Annotated in this window: 18 protein-coding genes; 10 read left to right on the top strand and 8 right to left on the bottom strand. The window is 72.8% G+C overall.

Annotation, left to right across the window (positions count from 1 at the left end; translation table 11 throughout):
* Positions 1-179: 179 nt before the first annotated feature.
* On the bottom strand, positions 180-1,688 hold the full coding sequence (locus LCD31_RS05420; protein WP_224956357.1) for an aldehyde dehydrogenase family protein: 1,509 nt from the start codon (positions 1,686-1,688) through the stop codon (positions 180-182).
* Positions 1,689-1,786: 98 nt separating this feature from the next.
* Between LCD31_RS05420 and rarD the strand changes: the two genes are divergently transcribed.
* Positions 1,787-2,812, top strand: a complete 1,026-nt coding sequence (rarD, locus tag LCD31_RS05415) for an EamA family transporter RarD (protein WP_224956356.1) — start codon at positions 1,787-1,789, stop codon at positions 2,810-2,812.
* On the opposite strand, the gene LCD31_RS05410 is transcribed toward rarD, so the two are convergent.
* Positions 2,697-3,377: a GntR family transcriptional regulator gene (locus LCD31_RS05410; protein ID WP_224956355.1), complete on the bottom strand. Its 681-nt coding sequence runs from the start codon at positions 3,375-3,377 to the stop codon at positions 2,697-2,699. The two genes, rarD and LCD31_RS05410, sit on opposite strands and share 116 nt — an antisense overlap.
* Before the next feature lie 359 nt (positions 3,378-3,736).
* Between LCD31_RS05410 and LCD31_RS05405 the strand changes: the two genes are divergently transcribed.
* Genes LCD31_RS05405 through LCD31_RS05395 form a run of 3 tightly spaced genes read left to right on the top strand, consistent with a single transcriptional unit; the run spans position 3,737 to position 7,581 of the window.
* Complete coding sequence (locus LCD31_RS05405; RefSeq protein WP_224956354.1) at positions 3,737-5,122, top strand: NAD(P)/FAD-dependent oxidoreductase; 1,386 nt, start codon at positions 3,737-3,739, stop codon at positions 5,120-5,122.
* A gap of 37 nt (positions 5,123-5,159) precedes the next feature.
* Positions 5,160-6,053 (top strand): 4-hydroxy-tetrahydrodipicolinate synthase, encoded by an 894-nt coding sequence (gene dapA, locus LCD31_RS05400; RefSeq protein WP_224956353.1) that lies wholly within the window; start codon positions 5,160-5,162, stop codon positions 6,051-6,053.
* A 1-nt stretch (position 6,054) separates the two neighbouring features.
* Positions 6,055-7,581 (top strand): sodium:alanine symporter family protein, encoded by a 1,527-nt coding sequence (locus LCD31_RS05395; protein WP_224956352.1) that lies wholly within the window; start codon positions 6,055-6,057, stop codon positions 7,579-7,581.
* Positions 7,582-7,848: 267 nt separating this feature from the next.
* Here the strand turns inward: LCD31_RS05395 and LCD31_RS05390 are convergent, their stop codons facing one another.
* The 5 genes from LCD31_RS05390 to LCD31_RS05370 form a co-directional block, all read right to left on the bottom strand.
* Positions 7,849-8,712: an alpha/beta fold hydrolase gene (locus tag LCD31_RS05390; protein ID WP_224956351.1), complete on the bottom strand. Its 864-nt coding sequence runs from the start codon at positions 8,710-8,712 to the stop codon at positions 7,849-7,851.
* A 138-nt stretch (positions 8,713-8,850) separates the two neighbouring features.
* Positions 8,851-9,051, bottom strand: coding sequence for a hypothetical protein (locus tag LCD31_RS05385; protein ID WP_224956350.1), 201 nt, complete (start codon positions 9,049-9,051; stop codon positions 8,851-8,853).
* A 49-nt stretch (positions 9,052-9,100) separates the two neighbouring features.
* Positions 9,101-9,271 carry a hypothetical protein gene (locus LCD31_RS05380; RefSeq protein WP_224956348.1) on the bottom strand — a complete coding sequence of 57 codons (171 nt, stop codon included), beginning with the start codon at positions 9,269-9,271 and terminating at the stop codon, positions 9,101-9,103.
* Complete coding sequence (locus LCD31_RS05375) at positions 9,271-9,630, bottom strand: STAS domain-containing protein (RefSeq protein ID WP_224956346.1); 360 nt, start codon at positions 9,628-9,630, stop codon at positions 9,271-9,273. Before LCD31_RS05375 ends, LCD31_RS05380 begins: the two co-directional genes overlap by 1 nt.
* A gap of 330 nt (positions 9,631-9,960) precedes the next feature.
* On the bottom strand, positions 9,961-10,164 hold the full coding sequence (locus LCD31_RS05370; protein WP_224956345.1) for a cold-shock protein: 204 nt from the start codon (positions 10,162-10,164) through the stop codon (positions 9,961-9,963).
* Positions 10,165-10,648: 484 nt separating this feature from the next.
* On the opposite strand from LCD31_RS05370, the gene LCD31_RS05365 reads away from it, so the two are divergent.
* The 4 genes from LCD31_RS05365 (at position 10,649) to LCD31_RS05350 (ending at position 15,201) form a co-directional block, all read left to right on the top strand.
* Positions 10,649-11,494, top strand: coding sequence for a polyphosphate polymerase domain-containing protein (locus LCD31_RS05365; protein WP_224956344.1), 846 nt, complete (start codon positions 10,649-10,651; stop codon positions 11,492-11,494).
* Positions 11,491-12,177, top strand: a complete 687-nt coding sequence (locus tag LCD31_RS05360) for a DUF4956 domain-containing protein (protein ID WP_224956343.1) — start codon at positions 11,491-11,493, stop codon at positions 12,175-12,177. The genes LCD31_RS05365 and LCD31_RS05360 overlap by 4 nt, the downstream gene beginning before the upstream one ends.
* A gap of 1 nt (position 12,178) precedes the next feature.
* Positions 12,179-13,915: a CotH kinase family protein gene (locus LCD31_RS05355; protein ID WP_224956342.1), complete on the top strand. Its 1,737-nt coding sequence runs from the start codon at positions 12,179-12,181 to the stop codon at positions 13,913-13,915.
* 251 nt (positions 13,916-14,166) lie between these two features.
* Positions 14,167-15,201, top strand: coding sequence for a C40 family peptidase (locus LCD31_RS05350; RefSeq protein WP_224956341.1), 1,035 nt, complete (start codon positions 14,167-14,169; stop codon positions 15,199-15,201).
* A gap of 198 nt (positions 15,202-15,399) precedes the next feature.
* On the opposite strand, the gene LCD31_RS05345 is transcribed toward LCD31_RS05350, so the two are convergent.
* Positions 15,400-16,317: a LysR family transcriptional regulator gene (locus LCD31_RS05345; RefSeq protein ID WP_224956340.1), complete on the bottom strand. Its 918-nt coding sequence runs from the start codon at positions 16,315-16,317 to the stop codon at positions 15,400-15,402.
* Between the two features lie 307 nt (positions 16,318-16,624).
* Here LCD31_RS05345 and LCD31_RS05340 point away from each other — a divergent pair, with 307 nt between their 5' ends.
* Both LCD31_RS05340 and LCD31_RS05335 read left to right on the top strand, forming a co-directional pair.
* Positions 16,625-17,833, top strand: coding sequence for a molybdopterin molybdotransferase MoeA (locus tag LCD31_RS05340; protein ID WP_224956339.1), 1,209 nt, complete (start codon positions 16,625-16,627; stop codon positions 17,831-17,833).
* 181 nt (positions 17,834-18,014) lie between these two features.
* On the top strand, positions 18,015-18,572 hold the full coding sequence (locus LCD31_RS05335; RefSeq protein ID WP_224956338.1) for a snapalysin family zinc-dependent metalloprotease: 558 nt from the start codon (positions 18,015-18,017) through the stop codon (positions 18,570-18,572).
* Positions 18,573-18,643: the final 71 nt, after the last annotated feature.

Raw genomic sequence — 18,643 nt, 5'->3', positions numbered from 1 at the left:
CCTCCTGTTCCGCCGGGCGTCGCGCTCGATTCCGGCTGCGTGGGGGGGGGCGCCCGGGGGGCCCCCCCCCCCCCCCCGCGCACCCCCCCCCCCCCCCCCGCGCGGGGGGCCCGCGCCACCCGGCGGAGATGCGGTGGACGGGCCACCGCGCGGTTCCTCGCCGGGTGGCCGCCGTTCGCTCATCGAGCGTGGTTGAGCTGGATGTGTTTGGTCCGCGAGAAGTCTTGGAGCGCGTACACCGACAGGTCCCGCCCGTAGCCGGATCCCTTGAACCCGCCCCACGGGACCTCGCTGGCGAGCACGAGGTGGCTGTTGACCCACACCGTGCCGAAGTCCAGGCGGCGCGGAACGTCGAGGGAACGCGCGGCGTTCGTCGTCCACACCGAGGCCGCCAGCCCGTACACGACATCGTTCGCCCTGGTCACGGCCTCCTCCTCGTCCTGGAAGGTCTCGACCGTGATCACCGGCCCGAAGATCTCCTCCCGCGAGGCCTCGGTCCCCTGCTCGACGTCGACGAGGACGGTCGGTGCCAGGAAGAAACCGGGGCCGGGCAGCGCGCGGCCGCCCACGACGGCGCGGGCGCCTTCGCCCTCGGCGCGCTCGACGAACCCCCGCACGCGGTCCAGCTGGGCCTGCGAGATCAGCGGACCGACCTCGATGTCGTCCCCGGCGCCGGGTTCGCCGACTGCGATGGCGCCCACCTGCTCGGCGAGCAGCTCGACGAACCGGTCCGCGACGCTCTCGTGCACGAGCACGCGGGTGCCCGCGCCGCATTCCTGCCCGGAGTTCCAGTACCCGGCGGTGCGCAGCGCTTCGGCGGCGGCTTCGAGATCGGCGTCCTCGAAGATCACCACGGGCGCCTTGCCGCCGAGTTCCAGGTGCACCCGCTTGACGGAGTCGGCCGCGGCCGCCGCGCCGGCCCGGCCGCTGCCGACGCTGCCGGTGACGGCGACGAGGTCGATCTGCGGGTGCTCGGCCAGCGCCGCGCCGACCACGGGACCGATCCCCAGTACGACGTTGAACACCCCGGCGGGCAGCAGGTCGCGCACCACGTCGGCGAGCAGCAGCAGCGTCAGCGGCGTCTGCTCGGCGGGCTTGACGATCACGGTGTCGCCGACGGCGAGGATCGGCGCGATCTTCCACGCGGCCATCAGCAGCGGGTAGTTCCACGGCCCGATCACGCCGACGACGCCGACCGGTTCGCGCAGCAGGATCGAGGTGTGGTCGCGCACGTACTCGGCGGCCCCGGCCTCGGTGAAGGCGCGGCCCGCGCCCGCGGCGAACCGGAAGACGTCGACGGTGCCCTGGACGTCGTCGGCGGCGACGGTGCGGGGTTTGCCGGTGTCGAGGGATTCCAGCCGGGCGAACTCGTCCGCGCGCGCCTCGACGCGGCTCGCGATCTCCAGCAGGAGGTCGGCGCGTTCGCGCGGGGTGGTCCGGCCCCAGTCGGCGAAAGCGGCGCGTGCGGCGGCGGCCGCCCGGTCCACGTCGGCGCGGGTGCCGCTGGGCACTTCGGCGACGGTCCCGCCGGTGGACGGATCGATCAGGGCGATCGTCTCGGCGGCGGTGGTGTGGAAGGCGCCGTCGATGAAGTGCCCGAGGGGCGGGAACGAGTCGCGGGCGGGGGTGTCCTCGCCCGCGCGGCGCACCACGGCGGCGTCGTTGTCGTGGGTGCTGGTCCGGGACATGGGAAATCCTTTCGTCTCGGCGTGATCCGTCGATAACCTAGGATGTGATCACAGATCACATACTCCCTTCCGGGAACGGCTTCGCGCAAGGAGGCAGCGTGGAACGCGACGGATCCGAGCGCGCCAAGGGCACCGCCGCATCGTTGGCCGCATCAGCCCTCTTCGGCGGAATCTTCCTCACCTCGGGGCTGGTCGACGCATCGGCCGAGGCGGTGTTCGGCTGGCGCGTCATCCTGACCGCCGCGTTCTACCTCGCGCTGCTCGGCACCCGCCGCGGCCGGGCGCACGCGGCGGCGTTCCGGACCGCGCTCCGCGCCCGGTGGTGGCGCCCGCTCGCGTTCGTGGCGCTCTCCGCCCTCATCGGGCTCCAGCTGTGGCTGTTCGCGTGGGCGCCGGTGCACGAGCACGCGCTCGACGCCTCGCTCGGCTTCCTGCTGCTGCCGATCGTGCTGGTGATCGTCGGCCGGCTGGTCTTCGGAGCCGCTGTGAGCCAGGTGCAGTGGATCGCGGTGGGGATCGCCGCCGCCGCGGTGGCGATCCGGATCGGCACCACGCTGGCGCTGTCCTGGGTGACGTTCGTGGTCGCGGTCGGGTACGCGGTGTACTTCACCGCCCGCAAGCGCGCGGGCCTGGACGGTCCGGCCGCGTTCGGCGGCGAGGTGCTGCTCGGCGCGCCGTTCGCGATCGCCCTCGTGTTCGCCGTCCCCGGGGCGAGCACGCCGGGCGGGCAGGCCGCGGTGCTCGCCGCCGGCCTCGCCGGAGCGGTCGCGATGAGCGCCTACCTGGCCGCGTCCGGCCTGCTGCCGATGCCGCTGTTCGGCCTGCTGAGCTACGTCGAGCCGGTGCTGCTGTTCGCCGCCGCGCTGCTGCTGGGCGAACGGCTGGACGCGGCGTCGATCGGCGTCTACGGGCTGCTGGCGGTGGCGCTGGCGCTCCTGGCCGCCGACGGCTTCCGGGGTCGCCGGGCGCGGCCGCGCCGGGCCGAGCTCCCGCGGGACGCGGTGGCCGTCAGCCGGAGCGCTGCGCGGCCAGCAGCGCCTCGATCCGACCGGTCGCGTCCCGCAGCGACTCGTCCGAAGCCGTGGCGGCGGCCTCGGCGTCGTGCCGCTCCGCGGCAGCGATGAGCCGTTCCTGGTACAGCCACAGCGAATCGTCCGCTGCCGTCTCGACCGTACCCTGCGCACCGACGATCTTGTACGGGCGGCACTGCCGCCACAGGTTGCGGATCAGCTGCACCAGCACCGGGTTCCCGGAGGCCGCGTACAGCGTCTCCAGGACGGCCTCATCGTGGTCGAGGCTCTCGACGACGCGCCGTTCGCGGAGGCTGACGAGCATCCGCTCGTACTCGGCGCGCATCGTGGCGAGCCCGGCCGCGTCGATGCGCTCGGCTCCGGCGCGCGCGGCGGCCACCTCCAGCACCCGCCGCGCCTCGTACACGTGGATGAGCTCTTCGAGCGAGAGCCCGCGGACGACGGCGCCCTTGTGCGGTTCGCGCTCGACCAGCCCGGCCTCCTCCAGCCGCCGGATCGCCTCCCGGACCGGCATGACGCTGGTGCCGACCTCCGCGGCGACGTCCCGGATCCGCAGCCGCGCGCCCGCGGCGAACTCGCCGTTCAAGATCGCGTCGTGCAGGAACTCGTAGACCTGGTCGGTCAGCAGGGTCGGCTCGATGCGTCGGGAGGTGGCCACGGATCACAGGTTAGTTGCGTCGATCGCGGGTCGCCGCAACCCGTACCTGCGGCTGCGCCCCGCCGCCGCGTCCACTCCGGGGCCGGTTGAGTTCATACCCCCGAAAGGGTTGATTTGATTTGTGATCACAGATTACATTCTCGGGTCAGTGGCGCCCATCACCGCTCCGGCCTGATCGCAGCGGGGCGCGCGCCCCACCCTGACCGCCCGGCCCAGCCCGGACGAGTTCATCCCAACGGAGGGAGGCGTCGTGGACGACCCGTGGCCATGCCCGGTGCGCACCGCCCCGCACCGCGGGAAGCGCCCGCACGACCGCCGCTCGACGGCACCCACCTCGCGGACCACGAATGGAGTGACAGATGAAGGACGCGATCGTCATCGGAGCCGGCCTTGCCGGCCTGTCGGCGGCCTGGCGGCTCCGGCACTGGGACGCGCTGCTCCTCGAAGCCGACGAGCGCGTGGGCGGCCGGATCCGCTCGGAACGCCGCGGGCGCTACTGGTTGAACTGGGGCGGGCACGTCTTCGCCGGCGCCGACTCCTCCACCGACGCGCTGCTCAACGAGATCGGCGTCGCCGCGATGGCCGTCCCCGGCTCGCTGCAGGCGCTGGCGATGAACGGGAAGTTCCTCAAGAAGGGCCACATCGCGACCTACCCGTTCCGGATCCCGATGCCCACCGCGGCGCGGATCGGCACCGTGCGCGCCGGGCTCAAGGTCGTCGCCGAAGTCGCCCGCTACACCGGCGTGGTGCGCAAGCGCCCCGGCGAATCCGGTGCCGCGCGGCAGCAGCGCATCTACGACTTCGCCAACGACCGCTCGTTCCAGGACTTCGTCGGGAACCTGCCCGAGGACGCGGCGGCGCTGTTCCGGACGACCGTCACCCGCTCGGCCGGGGACATGGACCAGATCTCGGCCGGGGCGGGCATCGGCTACTTCAGCCTGGTGCTCGGCTTCGGGCAGGGCCTCAGCCGCGGCATCGTCGGCGGCCCTTCCACCCTCACCGAAACGATCTCGGCCGCGCTCGGCGACCGCGTCCGGCTCGGCGCCGCCGTCCAGGAGATCGTGCGCAAACCCGGCTCCGTGGTGGTGCGCTACCGCCAGGACGGCGTGGACCACGAGGTCGAGGCCCGGACCGTCGTGCTCGCCACCACCGCCGACGTCTCGCACCGCATCGGGGTGGACCTGCCCGCCGAACTCCGCGACGCGCTGGGCCGCATCGAGTACGGGCCGCACGTCAGCTCCGCCTTCCTCACCGACGAGACCTCCGCGCGCCCCTGGGACGACATCTACGCGATCGCCGCCCCGAAGCGCTCGTTCGCGATCGCGCTGAACCAGGCGAACCTGGTGCGCGGCACCGAATCCGCGCGGCAGCCCGGCGGCAGTTTCATGACCTTCTCCCCCGCCTCGCTCGGCCGGGCACTGCTGGACAAGTCCGACGACGAGGTGGTGGGCACCCACCTGGCCGACCTCGACCAGATCCTCGGGCACGGCTTCGCGGACACCGTCGTCGAAGCGGAAGCGGAGCGCTGGGCGGTCGCCTCCCCGTACTCGTTCCCCGGCCGCGCCAAGCTCCAGTCCACGCTCACCCGCGGCGCCGACCGCGTGTTCCTCGCCGGCGACTACCTCGGAACGCTCTACACCGAGAGCGCCATCACCTCCGGTTTCTCGGCCGCGCAGGAGGCAGCGAGCCTCCTCGCCACCGAACGGCGACCCCACCGGGCCGCACCCGCGCCCGCTGTCGTCTGACCCGCCACACCGTCGCAGCAGAGAAGGAGAAACACCCGTGACGAACAACCTCAACGGCGTCCTCACCGCTCTGGTCACACCGTTCGACCAGGACGAGGCGATCGACCTGCCCGTGCTGAAGAAGGTCGTCGACCGCTCCGTCGAGTCCGGTGTGGACGGTGTCGTCGCCGCCGGCTCCACCGCCGAGGTCGGCGCGCTGAGCCCGGACGAGCGGCTCCGCCTCGTCGACACCGTCGTCGAGCACACCGCGGGCCGGGTCCCGGTCGTGGCGCAGACCGGCGCCACCAGCACCGCCGAAGCCATCCGGCTCTCCCGCGCCGCCGAGCGCAGCGGCGCCGACGTGCTCATGCTCGTCACCCCGTTCTACGAGCCGATCACGCTCGACGAGACCGTCGCGTACCTCGAAGACGTCGCAGCCTCGGTCGAACTGCCGATCATGCTCTACAACATCCCCGCCGCGACCGGTGTCAACCTCGACCCGGAGACCGTGCGCGGGCTCGCCGAGAGCACCGGCAACATCCGGTACATCAAGGACTCCAGCGCCAACTGGGAGCAGGCGCTGCAGCTGATCCACCACCACCGCGACGTCATCGGCACCTTCATCGGCTGGGACGTCTACATCTACAGCGCGCTCGTCGAAGGCGCCGCGGGCGTCATGGCCGGTGCGGCCAACGTCGTCCCGGAGGAGATCGTGGCGGTCAGCCGGAGCATCGCCGAGGGCGACCTGTCCGGTGCGCTCGCGCGGTGGAAGGCGCTGTACCCGGTCATCGACTCGCTCATCTCCGCGCCGTTCATCCCCGCGGTGAAGGCCGGGGTCGCGCTGCGCGGGCTCGACGTCGGCTCGCCGCGGCGCCCCACCTCGCCGCTCGACGAGGTGAGCACGGCCCGCGTGGAGGAAGCGCTGGCCGCGATCCGGGAGGAGGCGCGGTGATATGGACCTGTCCTCCCTCGCGGAACGCCTCTCGGCGGTAGCCGACGCCATCTGGACGCCGATGGCCTACTTCGCCATCGCACTGGGCGTGCTGTTCACGATCGCGACCAAGGCGGTGCAGTTCCGCCGCGTCCCGGACATGCTCCGGCAGCTGCGGGACACGCCGGGCGAGTCCGGCGGGCTGTCCTCGTTCCAGGCGCTGGTGCTCGCACTCGGCAGCCGCGTCGGCGTGGGCAGCATCGCCGGGGTCGCGACCGCGATCGGCGGCGGTGGCCCGGGCGCGCTGCTGTGGATGGGCCTCACCGGGCTCGTCGGCTGCACCGTCGGCTACGCCGAAGCGGCCCTGTCCCAGGTGTTCAAGCGCCAGGTGCAGGACGAGGACCGGCAGAAGGCGAACGAGGACATCGGAGGCATGCCGTACTACATCAAGCACGGCCTGCGGATCCCGTTCCTCGGCGGGCTCGTCGCGGTCCTCGGCCTCGTCGGGTACGGGTTCGTCTTCCCCGGGTTCCAGGTGAGCACCATCGCCTCCAGCGCGAAGCTCGCGTTCGGGCTGCCGTCGTGGATCCCGGCGCTGATCATCACCGCGCTGATCGCGGCGATCATCTTCGGCGGCACCACCCGCATCGTGAAGGTGACGCAGCTGCTCGTGCCGGTGCTGGCGGTCGGCTACCTGGTGCTGGCCCTCGCGGTGATCGGCACGAACATCGAGAACGTGCCCGCGGCGGTGTCGCTCATCGTGCGTTCCGCGTTCGGGCAGGAACCGATGCTGGCCGGGATCACCGGTGCGGCCGTGGCGTGGGGCGTGCGGCGGGCCGTGTTCGCCTCGGCGAACGGGCTCGGCGAGGCGACCTTCGCGGCCGCCGCGGCGCGCACCTCGCACCCCGGCAAGCAGGGTCTGGTGCAGAGCTTCAGCATCTACATCGACGTGCTGCTGATCTGCATGGCGACCGGGCTGATGATGGTGGTGTCCGGGAAGTACAACGTCTCGGACCACTCCGGCGGGTTCTTCATCGAGAACGTGCCGGGCCTCGACGCCGGGCCGAACTGGGTGCAGGCGGCCATCGACACGCTCGTTCCCGGGTGGGGCGCTGGATTCGTCGCCGTGGCGGTGCTGTTGTTCGGATTCACCTGCCTGCTGCTGTACTTCTACGTCGCGAACTCGAACCTGCTCTTCCTGCTGGACGGGCGGAAGGGTCCGGGGTGGACGATGGTGCTGCGGCTGGGCACGGTCGCGGTGGTGTTCGCCGGTTCGGTGCTCGACGCGGACCTGGTGTGGGCCGCGGGCGACATCGGGCTCGGGCTGATCGCGTGGGTCAACCTGGCGTGCCTGGTGCTGCTGTACCCGGTCGTGCACAAGATCTGCCGCGACTACGACCGGCAGCGCAAGCTCGGCGTCGACCCGGTCTTCGACCCGGTGGCGCTGAACATCAAGGGTGCGGACTTCTGGCACCCGGAACGGGCACCGGCCCCGACCGGGGCGTCCGCGCCGGTTCCGGGAGGGGCGGAACGGCCCGGCCCGGGCTGATCACGCCCGGCGCCGGTTCCGCCGCCTCCCCGGCGATCCGGCGTCGACCGCACCCGGTGGTGGAGCGCCGCGATCCGGTGCGCCACCACCGGCGTGCGGGGACCGCACCGGCCACGAGCGGACGTGCGGTGGCATCCGAGCTCGATCCGCGGTTCCCCGGAGCACGTGGCCGGAGCACCGGGACGACGCGCGCCGGATCACCGGCCTGCGGGTCGGCGTCGAGGTCAGCACCCGCCGCGGCGCCGCGGCCCGGGAGCAGCGCGGCGCTCAGCCGAGGAGGCGCCGGATCTCGCGGACCACCACGTCCGGTTCCGCGATCGGCACCTGGTGACCGGAGAGCTCCGCCACCACGTGCCTGCCCGCCGGGGACTGCGCGGCCCGGTGCGCGTGGCTCGCGTTCGCGTCGGCCCGCACCGTCGCGTTCATGCCGCCGCCGGTGCGGCCCCCGGAGATCACCACGACCGGGAGGTCGCCGAGGTCCGGCGGTGCGGCGCGGAAGGCGAGCAGCTCGTCGAGGAAGGTGCGCGACTGCTCGGCCTGGGTGCGAACCAGCCGCGGGGTGAACCCCTCGCGCGTCAGATCGCGGCGCGCGTCCGCGGGCAGCGGCCGCACCATCGGCCGGCACAGCGGTCCGAGCAGGCGAGCACGGGCCAGCATCAGGTTGATCCGGACCACCCACTTCTCGGCGGTGCGGAACGCGGGCGTGAACAGCGTCCGCGACGCCTCGTCGCTCGGGTCCACGAGGACGAGCCCCGCGACCCGCTCCGGCCGGTCGGCGGCGGCGAGGCGGATGAGCGGTCCGCCCGCGCTGTGCCCGACGAGCACGAACGGCCCGGGCCCGAGCGCGTCGAGCACCGAGCCGAGGTCGTCAGCCATCCGCCGCAGCGTGCGGGAGACCGGATCGGGTTCGCTGGCGCCCAGCCCGCTGCGGTCGTAGACGACGGCCCGGGCGAACTCGGCGACGGCCGGTTGCACCAGCGCCCACGTGCTACCGGTCCCTGCCGCCCCCGCCTCGAAGACCACGGTCGGCGCACCGGGTGGCCCTTCCAGCTCTCGTCCGTGCAAGGTGCGGCCGTCCGACGTCCTGAACCGGCGCACCGCGCCCTGCACGTGCTCCGCGCGATCTCCCATGATGGAGCAAGGCTTACCACACCGAAGCGGCCGGGAAGCGCGCCGCGCAACACCTCGCCGAGGGAGGCGCGCACGGTGTTCGGCACCGGGCGGCGCGCAGAGGAACTCGCCAAGGCCGTCGCGGGCCGGCGGGACCGCTCAGCGGTCGTCCGCCGCGCCGGGGGTGAACGGGGCGCGCAGGAGCTCGCCGTCCCGCTCCGCGCTCCGGCGCTGGGTTTCCGGGACCTCGGCTTCCGGGCCCGGCGCGAGGAACGCGACCGGGGCGACCGGCGCGCGCGGGGCGACCACGCGAGGGGCCGGGGCCGTGCGGGTCGGGTGATCGGTTGCGGAGAGGTTCATCGGTCGATCCTTTCGAAGTGGGATGTCCGCCGTGCGGCGGAGTTCCGGGTCAGCCCGTGACGAGCACCCGGCCGCCGCCGACGACGGCGAGCTGGCGGTGGGCGCTGGCCACGGCCTCGGCTTCGGTGCCGATGACCCGTGCGGTGTGCTGGCCCTCGGCATCGGTGATCTGCCAGGCGTCCTCGGCCAAGGTCAGCGCGACGTACCGGATCCGGCGCATCAGGCCGGGACCTCGGCGGGACGGCGCCCGGACGTTCGCCTCGGCACCACCTCGCCACCGGCCGGGAAAGCCTCCACCCCGGCGGCGCGCAACGCGGTCCGCACGGCAGGTGCCGCACCGGTGATGCGCAGCCGCAGTCCTCTGTGGACCGCGTAGGCGTCGGCGGCGGCGAGGAGGTCCACCCCCGCCGGGTCGATCTCCCCGGCCGCCGCGAGGTCCACGACGGTCTGCGGTGGCGCGGTCAGCAGGTGGGGCCAGAGCCGCTCGGCCAGCGTCGCCACCTCGGCTCCGGCGAGGTCACCGCGCACGGTGAACGGGACGGGTTTGTTCGTGATCAAGTGGGGTGTGATGGCCCGCATGGGATCTCCAGCACGAGTAGTCGGATGGGCGCGGCACGGCGCGGACGCGAGGCGTCGCAGCTGCGGGCCGCAGGGAGGAACGTGGGCCGGGAACGCACCGCGCTGAGCGGGATTCGACTCGACCGGCAGGTGGAACACCGGTGCGCGACGAGCGACGGGAGGAGGGTCGCGCCCTGAGTGGGCGGCGTCCTCGCCGTGGTGGGGTCGTCGCTGCTCCCGGTCCGTCCGGCACGCCTCGGCCGCGGGGCGGCGGGCAGGTGCGGGACGGGAAGGTACCGCGGTCTCCGGCTCGCGCGGATCGCACGAGCCGGAGAGCGGCTCAGCGCGAAATCAGACCGCGCGGACGAGCTCGGCCTGCGGGCCCTTGGGACCCTGGGTGACGTCGTACGAGACGGCCTGGTTCTCCTCGAGGCTGCGGAAGCCCGCGCCGTCGATGGCCGAGTAGTGCACGAACACGTCCGGACCGCCCGCGTCGGGGGCGATGAAGCCGAAGCCCTTTTCCGCGTTGAACCACTTCACGGTTCCCTGAGCCATGTGCATCTCCATTCGAAAGCTGGGAAGTATCACGGACCACACGTGCGTGGAGGCCCGGGCCGGGTGATCTCAGACGGCGGCTTCACTCCAGCTAACCAAAGACAGCAGCTCGCCCGCATCCACAATCCTGCGAGCGTGCGCGAACACGAACCCAGAAACAACGACCACCACAGAGGTTACACGTCGCGGACGACCTTGGCCACCGAGCCGACCTCCGGCGCGCCGAACCCGCCCGCGCCCACCCCGGACACCCGCGCGGACCGGGCACCGGAGGAGCACTCAAGTCCGATGTGGACGGACGTCGGACCGGCGACCGGATCCGGCCCCCGCCGTCCGGGCCGCGGGCGAGTTCCCAGCGTTCTCACAGGAAGTTTCCCAGGAGTTCACGGGATGTTCGGCTACGTTCCCGATCATGTTCTTCCGCAGGCGAGGTGGGTCGCCTCCGTCGAGGCACCGTTCTCGCACCGACCCCGACGAAGCCCACGTGGCACCCGTTCCCGACACCCGCGAGGTGGGGAGCCGGTTCCGCGCTCCGGGCAAGCTGCACGCGTTCAACCGCTACGAGCTCAAATACCTGGTCCCGGCGACGCAGATCGCCGAAGTCCGGGCCGAGCTCGCCGCCCGCATGGAGGTGGACCACCACTCCGGTCCGGGCGGCTACGACGTGTGGAGCCTGTACTACGACACCCGGCGGCTGCGCTTCTACTACGAGAAGATCGAGGGCCTGAAGTTCCGCCGGAAGCTCCGGATCCGCCGCTACGGTGAGCCCGCCGAGCACGCGCCCGTCTCGGTGGAGATCAAGCAACGGGTGAACCGGGTGACGCAGAAGCGCCGGGTGCTGCTGCCGTACGACGTGGCCCGCCGGCTGTGCGACCAGCGGGAACGCATCGAGCACCCGGGCGCCGACCAGGTCTTCGTCGACGAGGTCCTCGACCTGATCGTCCGGCTGGACCTGCGCCCGGTCGCGATGACCGGGTACCGGCGCGAGGCCTACGTGGGCGTCGACGCCGACCTCGGGCTGCGCGTGACGATGGACCACCGGATCCGCGGCCGCGACCGCGACTTCGACCTGAACGCGGAGACCGAGAACCGCTACATCCTCAGCCCGCACTACGCGGTGCTGGAGGTCAAGGCCAACGAGCGCGCGCCGTACTGGATCACCGACCTCGCCGCCCGCCACGGCCTGCAGATCCAGCGGATCTCCAAGTACTGCCAGTCCGTGGAGGCGCACGGCCTGGCCCCGCGCTCGATCTTCCACCTTCCCGAAGAGGACGTCGTCGCCGAGTCGCGGCCGGACGTCCCGCAGAGAGAACGCGAGCTCCTCCCATGAACCTCGACTTCGGATTCACCGACCTGTCCGGCACGTTCAGCGTCCTGGACGTGGCCATCGCGCTGCTGCTGTCGTTCGCGTGCAGCCTCGTGGTCGCCTGGACCTACCGGTCCACCCACCGCAACATCTCCTACAGCCAGAGCTACGTGCACACGCTGATCGTGCTCGGCATGATCATCTCGTTGATCATGCTGGTGGTCGGGTCCAACATCGCCCGGGCGTTCGCGCTGGTCGGCGCCCTGTCGGTGGTGCGGTTCCGCAACGCCATCAAGGAGACCCGCGACGTCGGGTTCATCTTCCTCGTCATGGGCATCGGCATGGCCTGCGGGACGCGCTTCTACACGCTCGCGATCATCGCCACGGTGCTGGTCTGCGCGGTGGTCCTGCTCATGCACCGGCTCAACTGGTTCGCGCTGGACGTGCAGCGCCAGGTCGTCAAGGTGCAGGTCCCGGCCGACGGCGACGACCGCGGCCCGGCGATCGACGACGTGCTCATCCGGTTCACCGACGAGTACGAGCTGATCAGCACCGAGACGGTGCGCGGCGGCGCGCTGCTGGAGATGGCCTACACCGCGCGGTTGAAGAAGAACGTCAAGCCGGGCGCCGTGATCGAGGCCCTGCGCGAGGTCACCTCCGGGCAGAAGGCGACCGTCCTGACCGGGTACGACCAGACGGACATGTGAGATGACCAGCCCACAGGATCCCGAGGCGCCGAAGCGCCGGTGGCGGCACCGCGTCCCGGTGCGGCTGCGCCACCACTGGAAGGTCCCGGCGGGCCTGCTCGCGGTCGTCGCCGTGCTGCTGCTCGTCTTCGGGGACGCGAGGGTCCGGCCCCTGTTCGTCGCGGAACCGGTCGTGCAGGAGAGCATCACCCAGGACATCGCCGGGACCGGCGACCTGTTCGACGGCGGGGACCACCGCATCGAGGTCCGGTTCGACCAGGCCGAGTACGCCGACATGATGCGCACCTTCCGCGAGGAGGGCGAGAAGCAGTTCATCCGCGCCGACATCACCATCGACGGAACCGCGGTGGAGGACGTGGGGCTGCGGCTCAAGGGCAACTCGACCCTGATGAGCCTGCGCGGGCAGGACGGGAGGGGCCCCGGCGGCATGCCCGGTGGCGGCCCGGACGCGGCGGTCCCGAGAGGTGGCGGGCAAGACCCCGCCGCCGATGCGCCCGCGGACGACACCGGCACGGCCGTGGACGGGGCGGAACCTCCCGCCGATGGTGCGGAGACTCCCGCCGACGAGGCCGACGCTCCGGCCGACGGCGCGGAGCCTCCCGCCGACGCCGGGGACCGGCAGCAGAACCGCCGCGGCGGCCCGTCCATGGCATCGCTGTCCGAAGACGAGCCCGAGAAGCTGCCGTGGCTCATCAGCTTCGAGGAGTTCGCCGAAGGACGCGCCTACCAAGGCCACAGCGAGATCACGCTGCGCCCGGAGGCGGGCGGCACCGCGACCGCCCTCAACGAGGCCCTCGCCCTGGAGCTGACCGCGGCCGCCGGGGAGACGACGCAGCCGTACACGCTCACCACGGTCAGCGTCAACGGCGGCGCGGCGGTGCCGCGGTTGCTGCTCGACCCGCCCGACGCGGCGTGGGCCGAGCAGCACGGCGACGGCGTGCTCTACAAGGCGCGGGCCGGCGGGTCCTTCGAGTACCTGGGCGACGACCCCACCGACTACGAGGAGGCGTTCAAGCAGATCAACAGCGAGGGCGACTACGACCTGCAGCCGGTGCTGGACCTGCTGTCGTTCGTCGACGAGGCCGACGACGAGGAGTTCGCCGCGGAACTGGACGAGCACGTGGACACCGCCTCGTTCGCGCGGTACCTCGCGCTGCAGAACCTGATGTCCAACGGCGACGCCATGGACGGGCCCGGGAACAACTACTACCTCTGGTACGACACCGGGCAGGACCGCTTCACCGTGCTGTCCTGGGACCTGAACCTGTCGTTCAGCGGCATGGGGATGGGCCCGGGCGGAGGCGGTCCGGGCGAGGAACCCGGCGGCGGAGCAGGAGATCAAGGCGGTGTGCCCGGTCAACCCGGTGGCGGGATGCCCGGTGGCGGGATGCCCGGTGGCGGGATGCCCGGTGGCGGGATGCCCGGTGGTCCGGACGGCGAGCAGCCCGGCGGACGCCCGGGCGGTTCCGGCGGCGGACCTCGCGGCAGCGGCGCCCTCAAGGAGCGCTTCCTCGCCGACGAGCACTTCCGCGCCGCCTACGAGCAGGCCTACGCGGACCTGCACCGCGACCTGATCGCCGACGGCACCGCGATCGCGCTGCTCGACCGCGTCACCACCCGGGCCGAAGGCGCCGGGGACGAAGCGGCCCGCACCGCCCGCGACACCCTCGCCCAGCAGATCACCACCACCAGCCCCACCCCGCGCGAGGACGTCGGCATCGGCCCGCCGGGCAGGTGACCGCACCCCGGACTGGGAGGGCCGCACCCGTCCCGGTCCGGGGCTCACCTGCGGTGTGCACGGGGTGGAACCGGGTGCTCGCGCTGCGTGGCGCACCCGGTTCGAGATCACCCCGTCCCCCGGTGCGTAGCCTGTGCCGCGGTTTCGCGGTGATCGGCCGTTCGCCGTTCCGCGGACCGGTTCGGACGGCTCGCGCAGGTGCGCCCTCGAACGGTCGGGGGCCACCGGGCGGTGGCAGCAGGAGGAGTGTCGTGGGTTCATCCCGGTTGAAGCGTTCGCGGAACGCCGCGCTGGCGGCCACGGTCGTCGCCACCGCCGTCGGCCTGTCCTCGGTCCCGGCGACCGCGGAACCGGCGGGCAGCGCGACCGACGCGCAGAAGCAGCTCAAGGAGCTGGGGCGCCAGGCCGAGGAGCTCACCGAGGCCTACAAGAAGGCGCAGGACGACCACGCCGCGCGGCAGGACGAGCTGGGCCGGGCGAACGCCGAAGCGGAGCAGGCCGGGCGCACGACCGCCGACGCGCGCGCCGAGGAAGAGCGCTTCCGCGGCCAGGTCGACCAGTTCGTGCACGCCTCCTACCAGGGCGCCCGGATGAGCAAGCTGTCCGCGCTGCTGGTCAGCGAATCGCCGAACGAGTTCCTGGACCGCTCCTCCGCGCTGGACGTGCTCGCGCGGGACAACGACGACGCCGTCACCAAGCTCGCCGGGGCGACCGCCCAGGCCGAGCGGGGCGAGCGGGAAGCCAGGTCCGCGCACGAGCGGGCCGCTCGGGCCGAAGCCGACGCGGCGCGGCTGGAGGGCGAGATCGCGGGCAAGAAGGACGAGATGGACGCCCAGATCGCCAAGGTGAAGCAGCAGTACGAGAGCCTCACCGAGCAGGAGCAGGACTCGCTGTCCGGCGGCGGCAGCAAGGTGGGCTCGCTGATCGGCTCCGGCGCCGCGATCAAGGCGGTCAACGCCGCGCTGAGCAAGCAGGGCTCCCCGTACGTCTTCGGCGCGAAGGGCCCGAGCCAGTTCGACTGCTCCGGCCTCGTGCAGTGGTCGTTCAAGCAGGCCGGGGTGTCGCTGCCCAGCTCCACCCAGTCGCAGATCTCCGAGGGCGAGAAGGTCTCGCAGAGCGAGATGAAGCCCGGGGACGTGATCTTCTTCTACAGCTCCGGCAGCCACGACGGCATCTACCTCGGCAACGGCAAGATGGTGCACGCCCCGACCGAGGGGCAGACCGTGACCGTCGAAGAGGTCAAGTACATGGGAGAGATCAACTCGGTCCGCCGCTTCGCGGGGTGATCGCCGTTCCCCTGTTGCGTAGGGGACGGGTGGCGGAACCTCAGCGCTTTCCTCGCTGCGGGATCGTTTTCACAGGTGGCTCCGCCACATGCGAAAACGCTGTCCTCGCGAGGAAAGCGCTGAGAACCCGCTGCGGTGCCGGTTGATCAGGTGGCCGCTGCTCAGCGGCTTCGCCGCTGACAGGAGCCCGGCTTTCGGTCAGGTTGTGCCCAGGTGGCCGAAGGCCTTGTCCGTTGCCGCTCGTTCGGCGGTTCGGCGGACGGCTCGGGTGAGGACCGAGCCCGGTTCGACCGCGCTGGTGACCAGCGCGATCGACGCGGTGGGCGCGGGGTCGGCCAGCCGCAGCACCCGGGACCCGGCGGGCGGGTGCAGGGTGCGCAGCCAGGACTCGGGGACGATCGTCGCCCAGCGGCCGGTGCCGACGTGCGCGATCAAGGTCACCAGTGAATCGGACTCCAGGCGCGGCGCCACCGCCAGCTCGCGCGCGGAGATCGCCTCGTCGATGAGCTGGCGCCCGCGCATCCCCTCGTCCAGCAGGCACATCGGCAGTTCCAGCGCCTCCGGCCAGCTGATCGAGTCGGACTGGCCGGTGATCAGCTCACCGCTGGCCAGCAGCACGTGCCGTTCCTCGTAGAGCGGGGTGACCGCCAGGTCCGCCAGTTCCTGCTCCTTCGGGTGGATGATCCCGGCGTCCAGCTCGAACCGGCGGATCCGCTCCAGGATGTCCGCCGAGCGCATGTCCGTCGCCAACCGGACCCGCGCCAGCGGGTGCTCGGCGCAGAACGGGTCGGTGATCAGCGCGACGGTGCTCGCCGCGGCCGGGATCACGCCGAGCCGGAGCGTGCCGGTGAGGCCGGTCTGCAACGCCGCGGCCTCGTGCTTCAACGCGTCGTGCTCGGCCAGGACGCGCCGCGCCCACAGCACCAGCCGCTCCCCTTCCGGGGTGAGGCCCTCGTACTGGTGCCCGCGCCGCACCAGCGGCACCTTCAGCTCGTGCTCCAGCTTGCGGATCGCCTCGGACAGCGCCGGTTGGGACACGTAGCAGGCGTTGGCGGCGCGGGCGAAGTGCCCCTCCCGGGCGAGCACCACGAAGTACTCGAGCTGTCGGAACAACATGCCCCATTCGACCACGCCCAGTGCCCGGTCGGAGCGGCCTCTCCAGCCGATCGGCCGCACCGCGCGGGCGCCTCCCGCGGCGCGGCGCGGCGCCGCGCCGGTCCGGGACGACGTCAGGTCGCGTCCGGTGGCACGCCGGCAGGTGAAGACGATCACCGCGACCGGACCCGATCGGCGCCACCTGCGTCGATAACGACCGCCTATCGACCGTTCGGCAACTCCGCTTGGACCGGCGGTGCGTTCCGGCGAACCCTGGTCCCCGACACGCGGCGCCGCCCGCGCCACCGACCAGGAGCAGCCGAGGACGATGCCGGAGCACGACGACGCGACCGACGTCCCCTGGGCCCGCGCCCGCGCCCTCGCGCGCGACGCCGGTCGTCCGCTGCCGCGGCAGCACCGCGAACTCCACGACGCGCTGGGCCACGCCCTCGCCGAACCGCTGACCGCGTTGACCGACCTGCCGCCGTTCGACAGCTCCGCGATGGACGGGTGGGCCGTGGCCGGTCCCGGGCCGTGGCGGCTGCGCGCCGGGCAGGCGCTCGCCGGTACCGAACCCGAGCCGCTGGCCGACGGGGTCGCGGTCGGCATCGCCACCGGCGCGCAGCTGCCGCCCGGGCGGGCCGCGGTGCTGCGCCGCGAGCACGGCCGCGTCGAGAGCGCCACCGGCCTGCTCGTCGACCGGACCGCGACGCTGCCCGAGCCGGGGCGCGACGTCCGCAAGCGCGGGCAGGAATGCCAGGTCGGCGAACCGCTGCTGCCCGCGGGCACCACCGTGACGCCCGCGGTGCTGGGGCTGGCCGCGGCCGCCGGGTACGACCGGCTCGTCGTGCACCGCGCGCCGACAGTGGAACTGCTGGTCCTCGGCGATGAACTGCTCGACTCCGGGGCGCCCCGCGGCGGCCGGGTGCGGGACGCGCTGAGCCCCATGCTCGCGCCCTGGCTGCGCTGCGGCGCCGAGCTGATCGGGCGGCGCCGCATCCCGGACGCCGCCGAGCCGCTGCACGAGGCGCTGCGCGACTCGACCGCGGACGTCGTGATCACCACCGGCAGCACCGCCGCCGGCCCCGTCGACTTCCTGCACGCCACGCTCGCCGAGCTCGGCGCCCGGCTGCTGGTGGATTCCGTGGCCGTGCGTCCCGGGCACCCCATGCTGCTGGCCGAACTCCCCCGCGCCGCCGACGGCCGGGTCCGGCACCTCGTCGGCCTGCCCGGGAACCCGCTGGCCGCCGTCGCCGGGACCGTCACGCTGGCCGCGCCGCTGCTCGACGCCCTCGGCGGGCGGGCCGAGACCGAGTTCCAGCAGGCCACGGCCGCCGCCGATCTGCGCGGGCATCCGCGCAACACCAGCCTGGTGCCGGTGGAGCTGCGGTCCGGTGCCGCGGCACCGCTGCCCTTCGGCGGTCCCGCCATGCTGCGCGGCCTGGCGCTGGCCGACGGTTTCGCCGCCGTCCCCCCGGGCGGCCTCCGCGCCGGGGACGCGGTGCGGGTCATCGCCCTCCCGCACTCCCGGGCGTGACACCACCGTGCGCACCGGAACCGCATCGGAAATGGGAAATCCGTGGCGGATCGGCCATGCGTGCCGGCCCGGCACCCGAACGCGGCCTCGGGCTGGCGGGTAGGCGCCACTGTCCGAATCGGGGAGCGGCGCGCGCTTAGCCTCCGTCGTGCGTGACACCTGCCGATCAGGAGGAGCCGACATGGCGAGGTACTCGTTGACCGCCGCACTCTCCGGTGCGGCCACCGCGTTGCTGCTGGTGGCGGGCGCACCGGTTGCCGGAGCGGACACCGGTGCGGCCGCCGAGCCGCACGTCGTCACCTACGACGCCAGCCAAGCCGCGGAGTTCCAGGAGGCCATCGACGAGGCCACCGCGACGTGGAACGACCAGGTCACCAACGTCAAGTTCGAGAAGGCCACCGACGGGCAGGCCGACCTCACCGTCCTCGCCGACGACGACTGGCCGCGCGCCCAGGTCGAGTCGCTCGGCGTCGGCACCGTGTGGATGGGGCGCCAGGCCGTGGACGAAGGCCACTTCGTCCCGCGCATCGCCACCCACGAGCTCGGCCACATCCTCGGACTGCCGGACGATCGCACCGGTATCTGCGAGGACCTGATGTCCGGGCACAGCGCGGGCACCGACTGCAAGAGCACCCTGCCCAACGCCGAGGAGAAGGCCGAGGTCGAGGCCAACTTCGAGCAGGGAGCGTCGATCGAACCCCGCACCTACACCGAGGCCCCGGCCCTCGCCGGCCGGTGACGGCGGACCCCGCCACGAGGTGAGCGGGGGGGGGCCGGGGGGGGGGGGCCCCCCCGCCCCCCCCGGGCCCC

This window comes from Saccharopolyspora sp. 6M (assembly GCF_020176775.1).
In the GTDB taxonomy this organism is placed as follows: Bacteria; Actinomycetota; Actinomycetes; order Mycobacteriales; family Pseudonocardiaceae; genus Saccharopolyspora_C; species Saccharopolyspora_C gregorii.
The sequence above is the reverse complement of the archived record's forward strand: the minus strand, read 5'-3'. Positions and strand labels throughout refer to the sequence as shown.

Excerpts from the sequence above, each read along its gene's own strand:
- LCD31_RS05420 (WP_224956357.1), bottom strand. The coding sequence starts at position 1,688 with ATGTCCCGGACCAGCACCCACGACAACGACGCCGCCGTGGTGCGCCGC.
- LCD31_RS05405 (WP_224956354.1), top strand. The coding sequence starts at position 3,737 with ATGAAGGACGCGATCGTCATCGGAGCCGGCCTTGCCGGCCTGTCGGCG.
- LCD31_RS05395 (WP_224956352.1), top strand. The coding sequence starts at position 6,055 with ATGGACCTGTCCTCCCTCGCGGAACGCCTCTCGGCGGTAGCCGACGCC.
- LCD31_RS05390 (WP_224956351.1), bottom strand. The coding sequence starts at position 8,712 with ATGGGAGATCGCGCGGAGCACGTGCAGGGCGCGGTGCGCCGGTTCAGG.
- LCD31_RS05385 (WP_224956350.1), bottom strand. The coding sequence starts at position 9,051 with ATGAACCTCTCCGCAACCGATCACCCGACCCGCACGGCCCCGGCCCCT.
- LCD31_RS05380 (WP_224956348.1), bottom strand. The coding sequence starts at position 9,271 with ATGCGCCGGATCCGGTACGTCGCGCTGACCTTGGCCGAGGACGCCTGG.
- LCD31_RS05375 (WP_224956346.1), bottom strand. The coding sequence starts at position 9,630 with ATGCGGGCCATCACACCCCACTTGATCACGAACAAACCCGTCCCGTTC.
- LCD31_RS05370 (WP_224956345.1), bottom strand. The coding sequence starts at position 10,164 with ATGGCTCAGGGAACCGTGAAGTGGTTCAACGCGGAAAAGGGCTTCGGC.
- LCD31_RS05360 (WP_224956343.1), top strand. The coding sequence starts at position 11,491 with ATGAACCTCGACTTCGGATTCACCGACCTGTCCGGCACGTTCAGCGTC.
- LCD31_RS05355 (WP_224956342.1), top strand. The coding sequence starts at position 12,179 with ATGACCAGCCCACAGGATCCCGAGGCGCCGAAGCGCCGGTGGCGGCAC.
- LCD31_RS05345 (WP_224956340.1), bottom strand. The coding sequence starts at position 16,317 with ATGTTGTTCCGACAGCTCGAGTACTTCGTGGTGCTCGCCCGGGAGGGG.
- LCD31_RS05340 (WP_224956339.1), top strand. The coding sequence starts at position 16,625 with ATGCCGGAGCACGACGACGCGACCGACGTCCCCTGGGCCCGCGCCCGC.
- LCD31_RS05335 (WP_224956338.1), top strand. The coding sequence starts at position 18,015 with ATGGCGAGGTACTCGTTGACCGCCGCACTCTCCGGTGCGGCCACCGCG.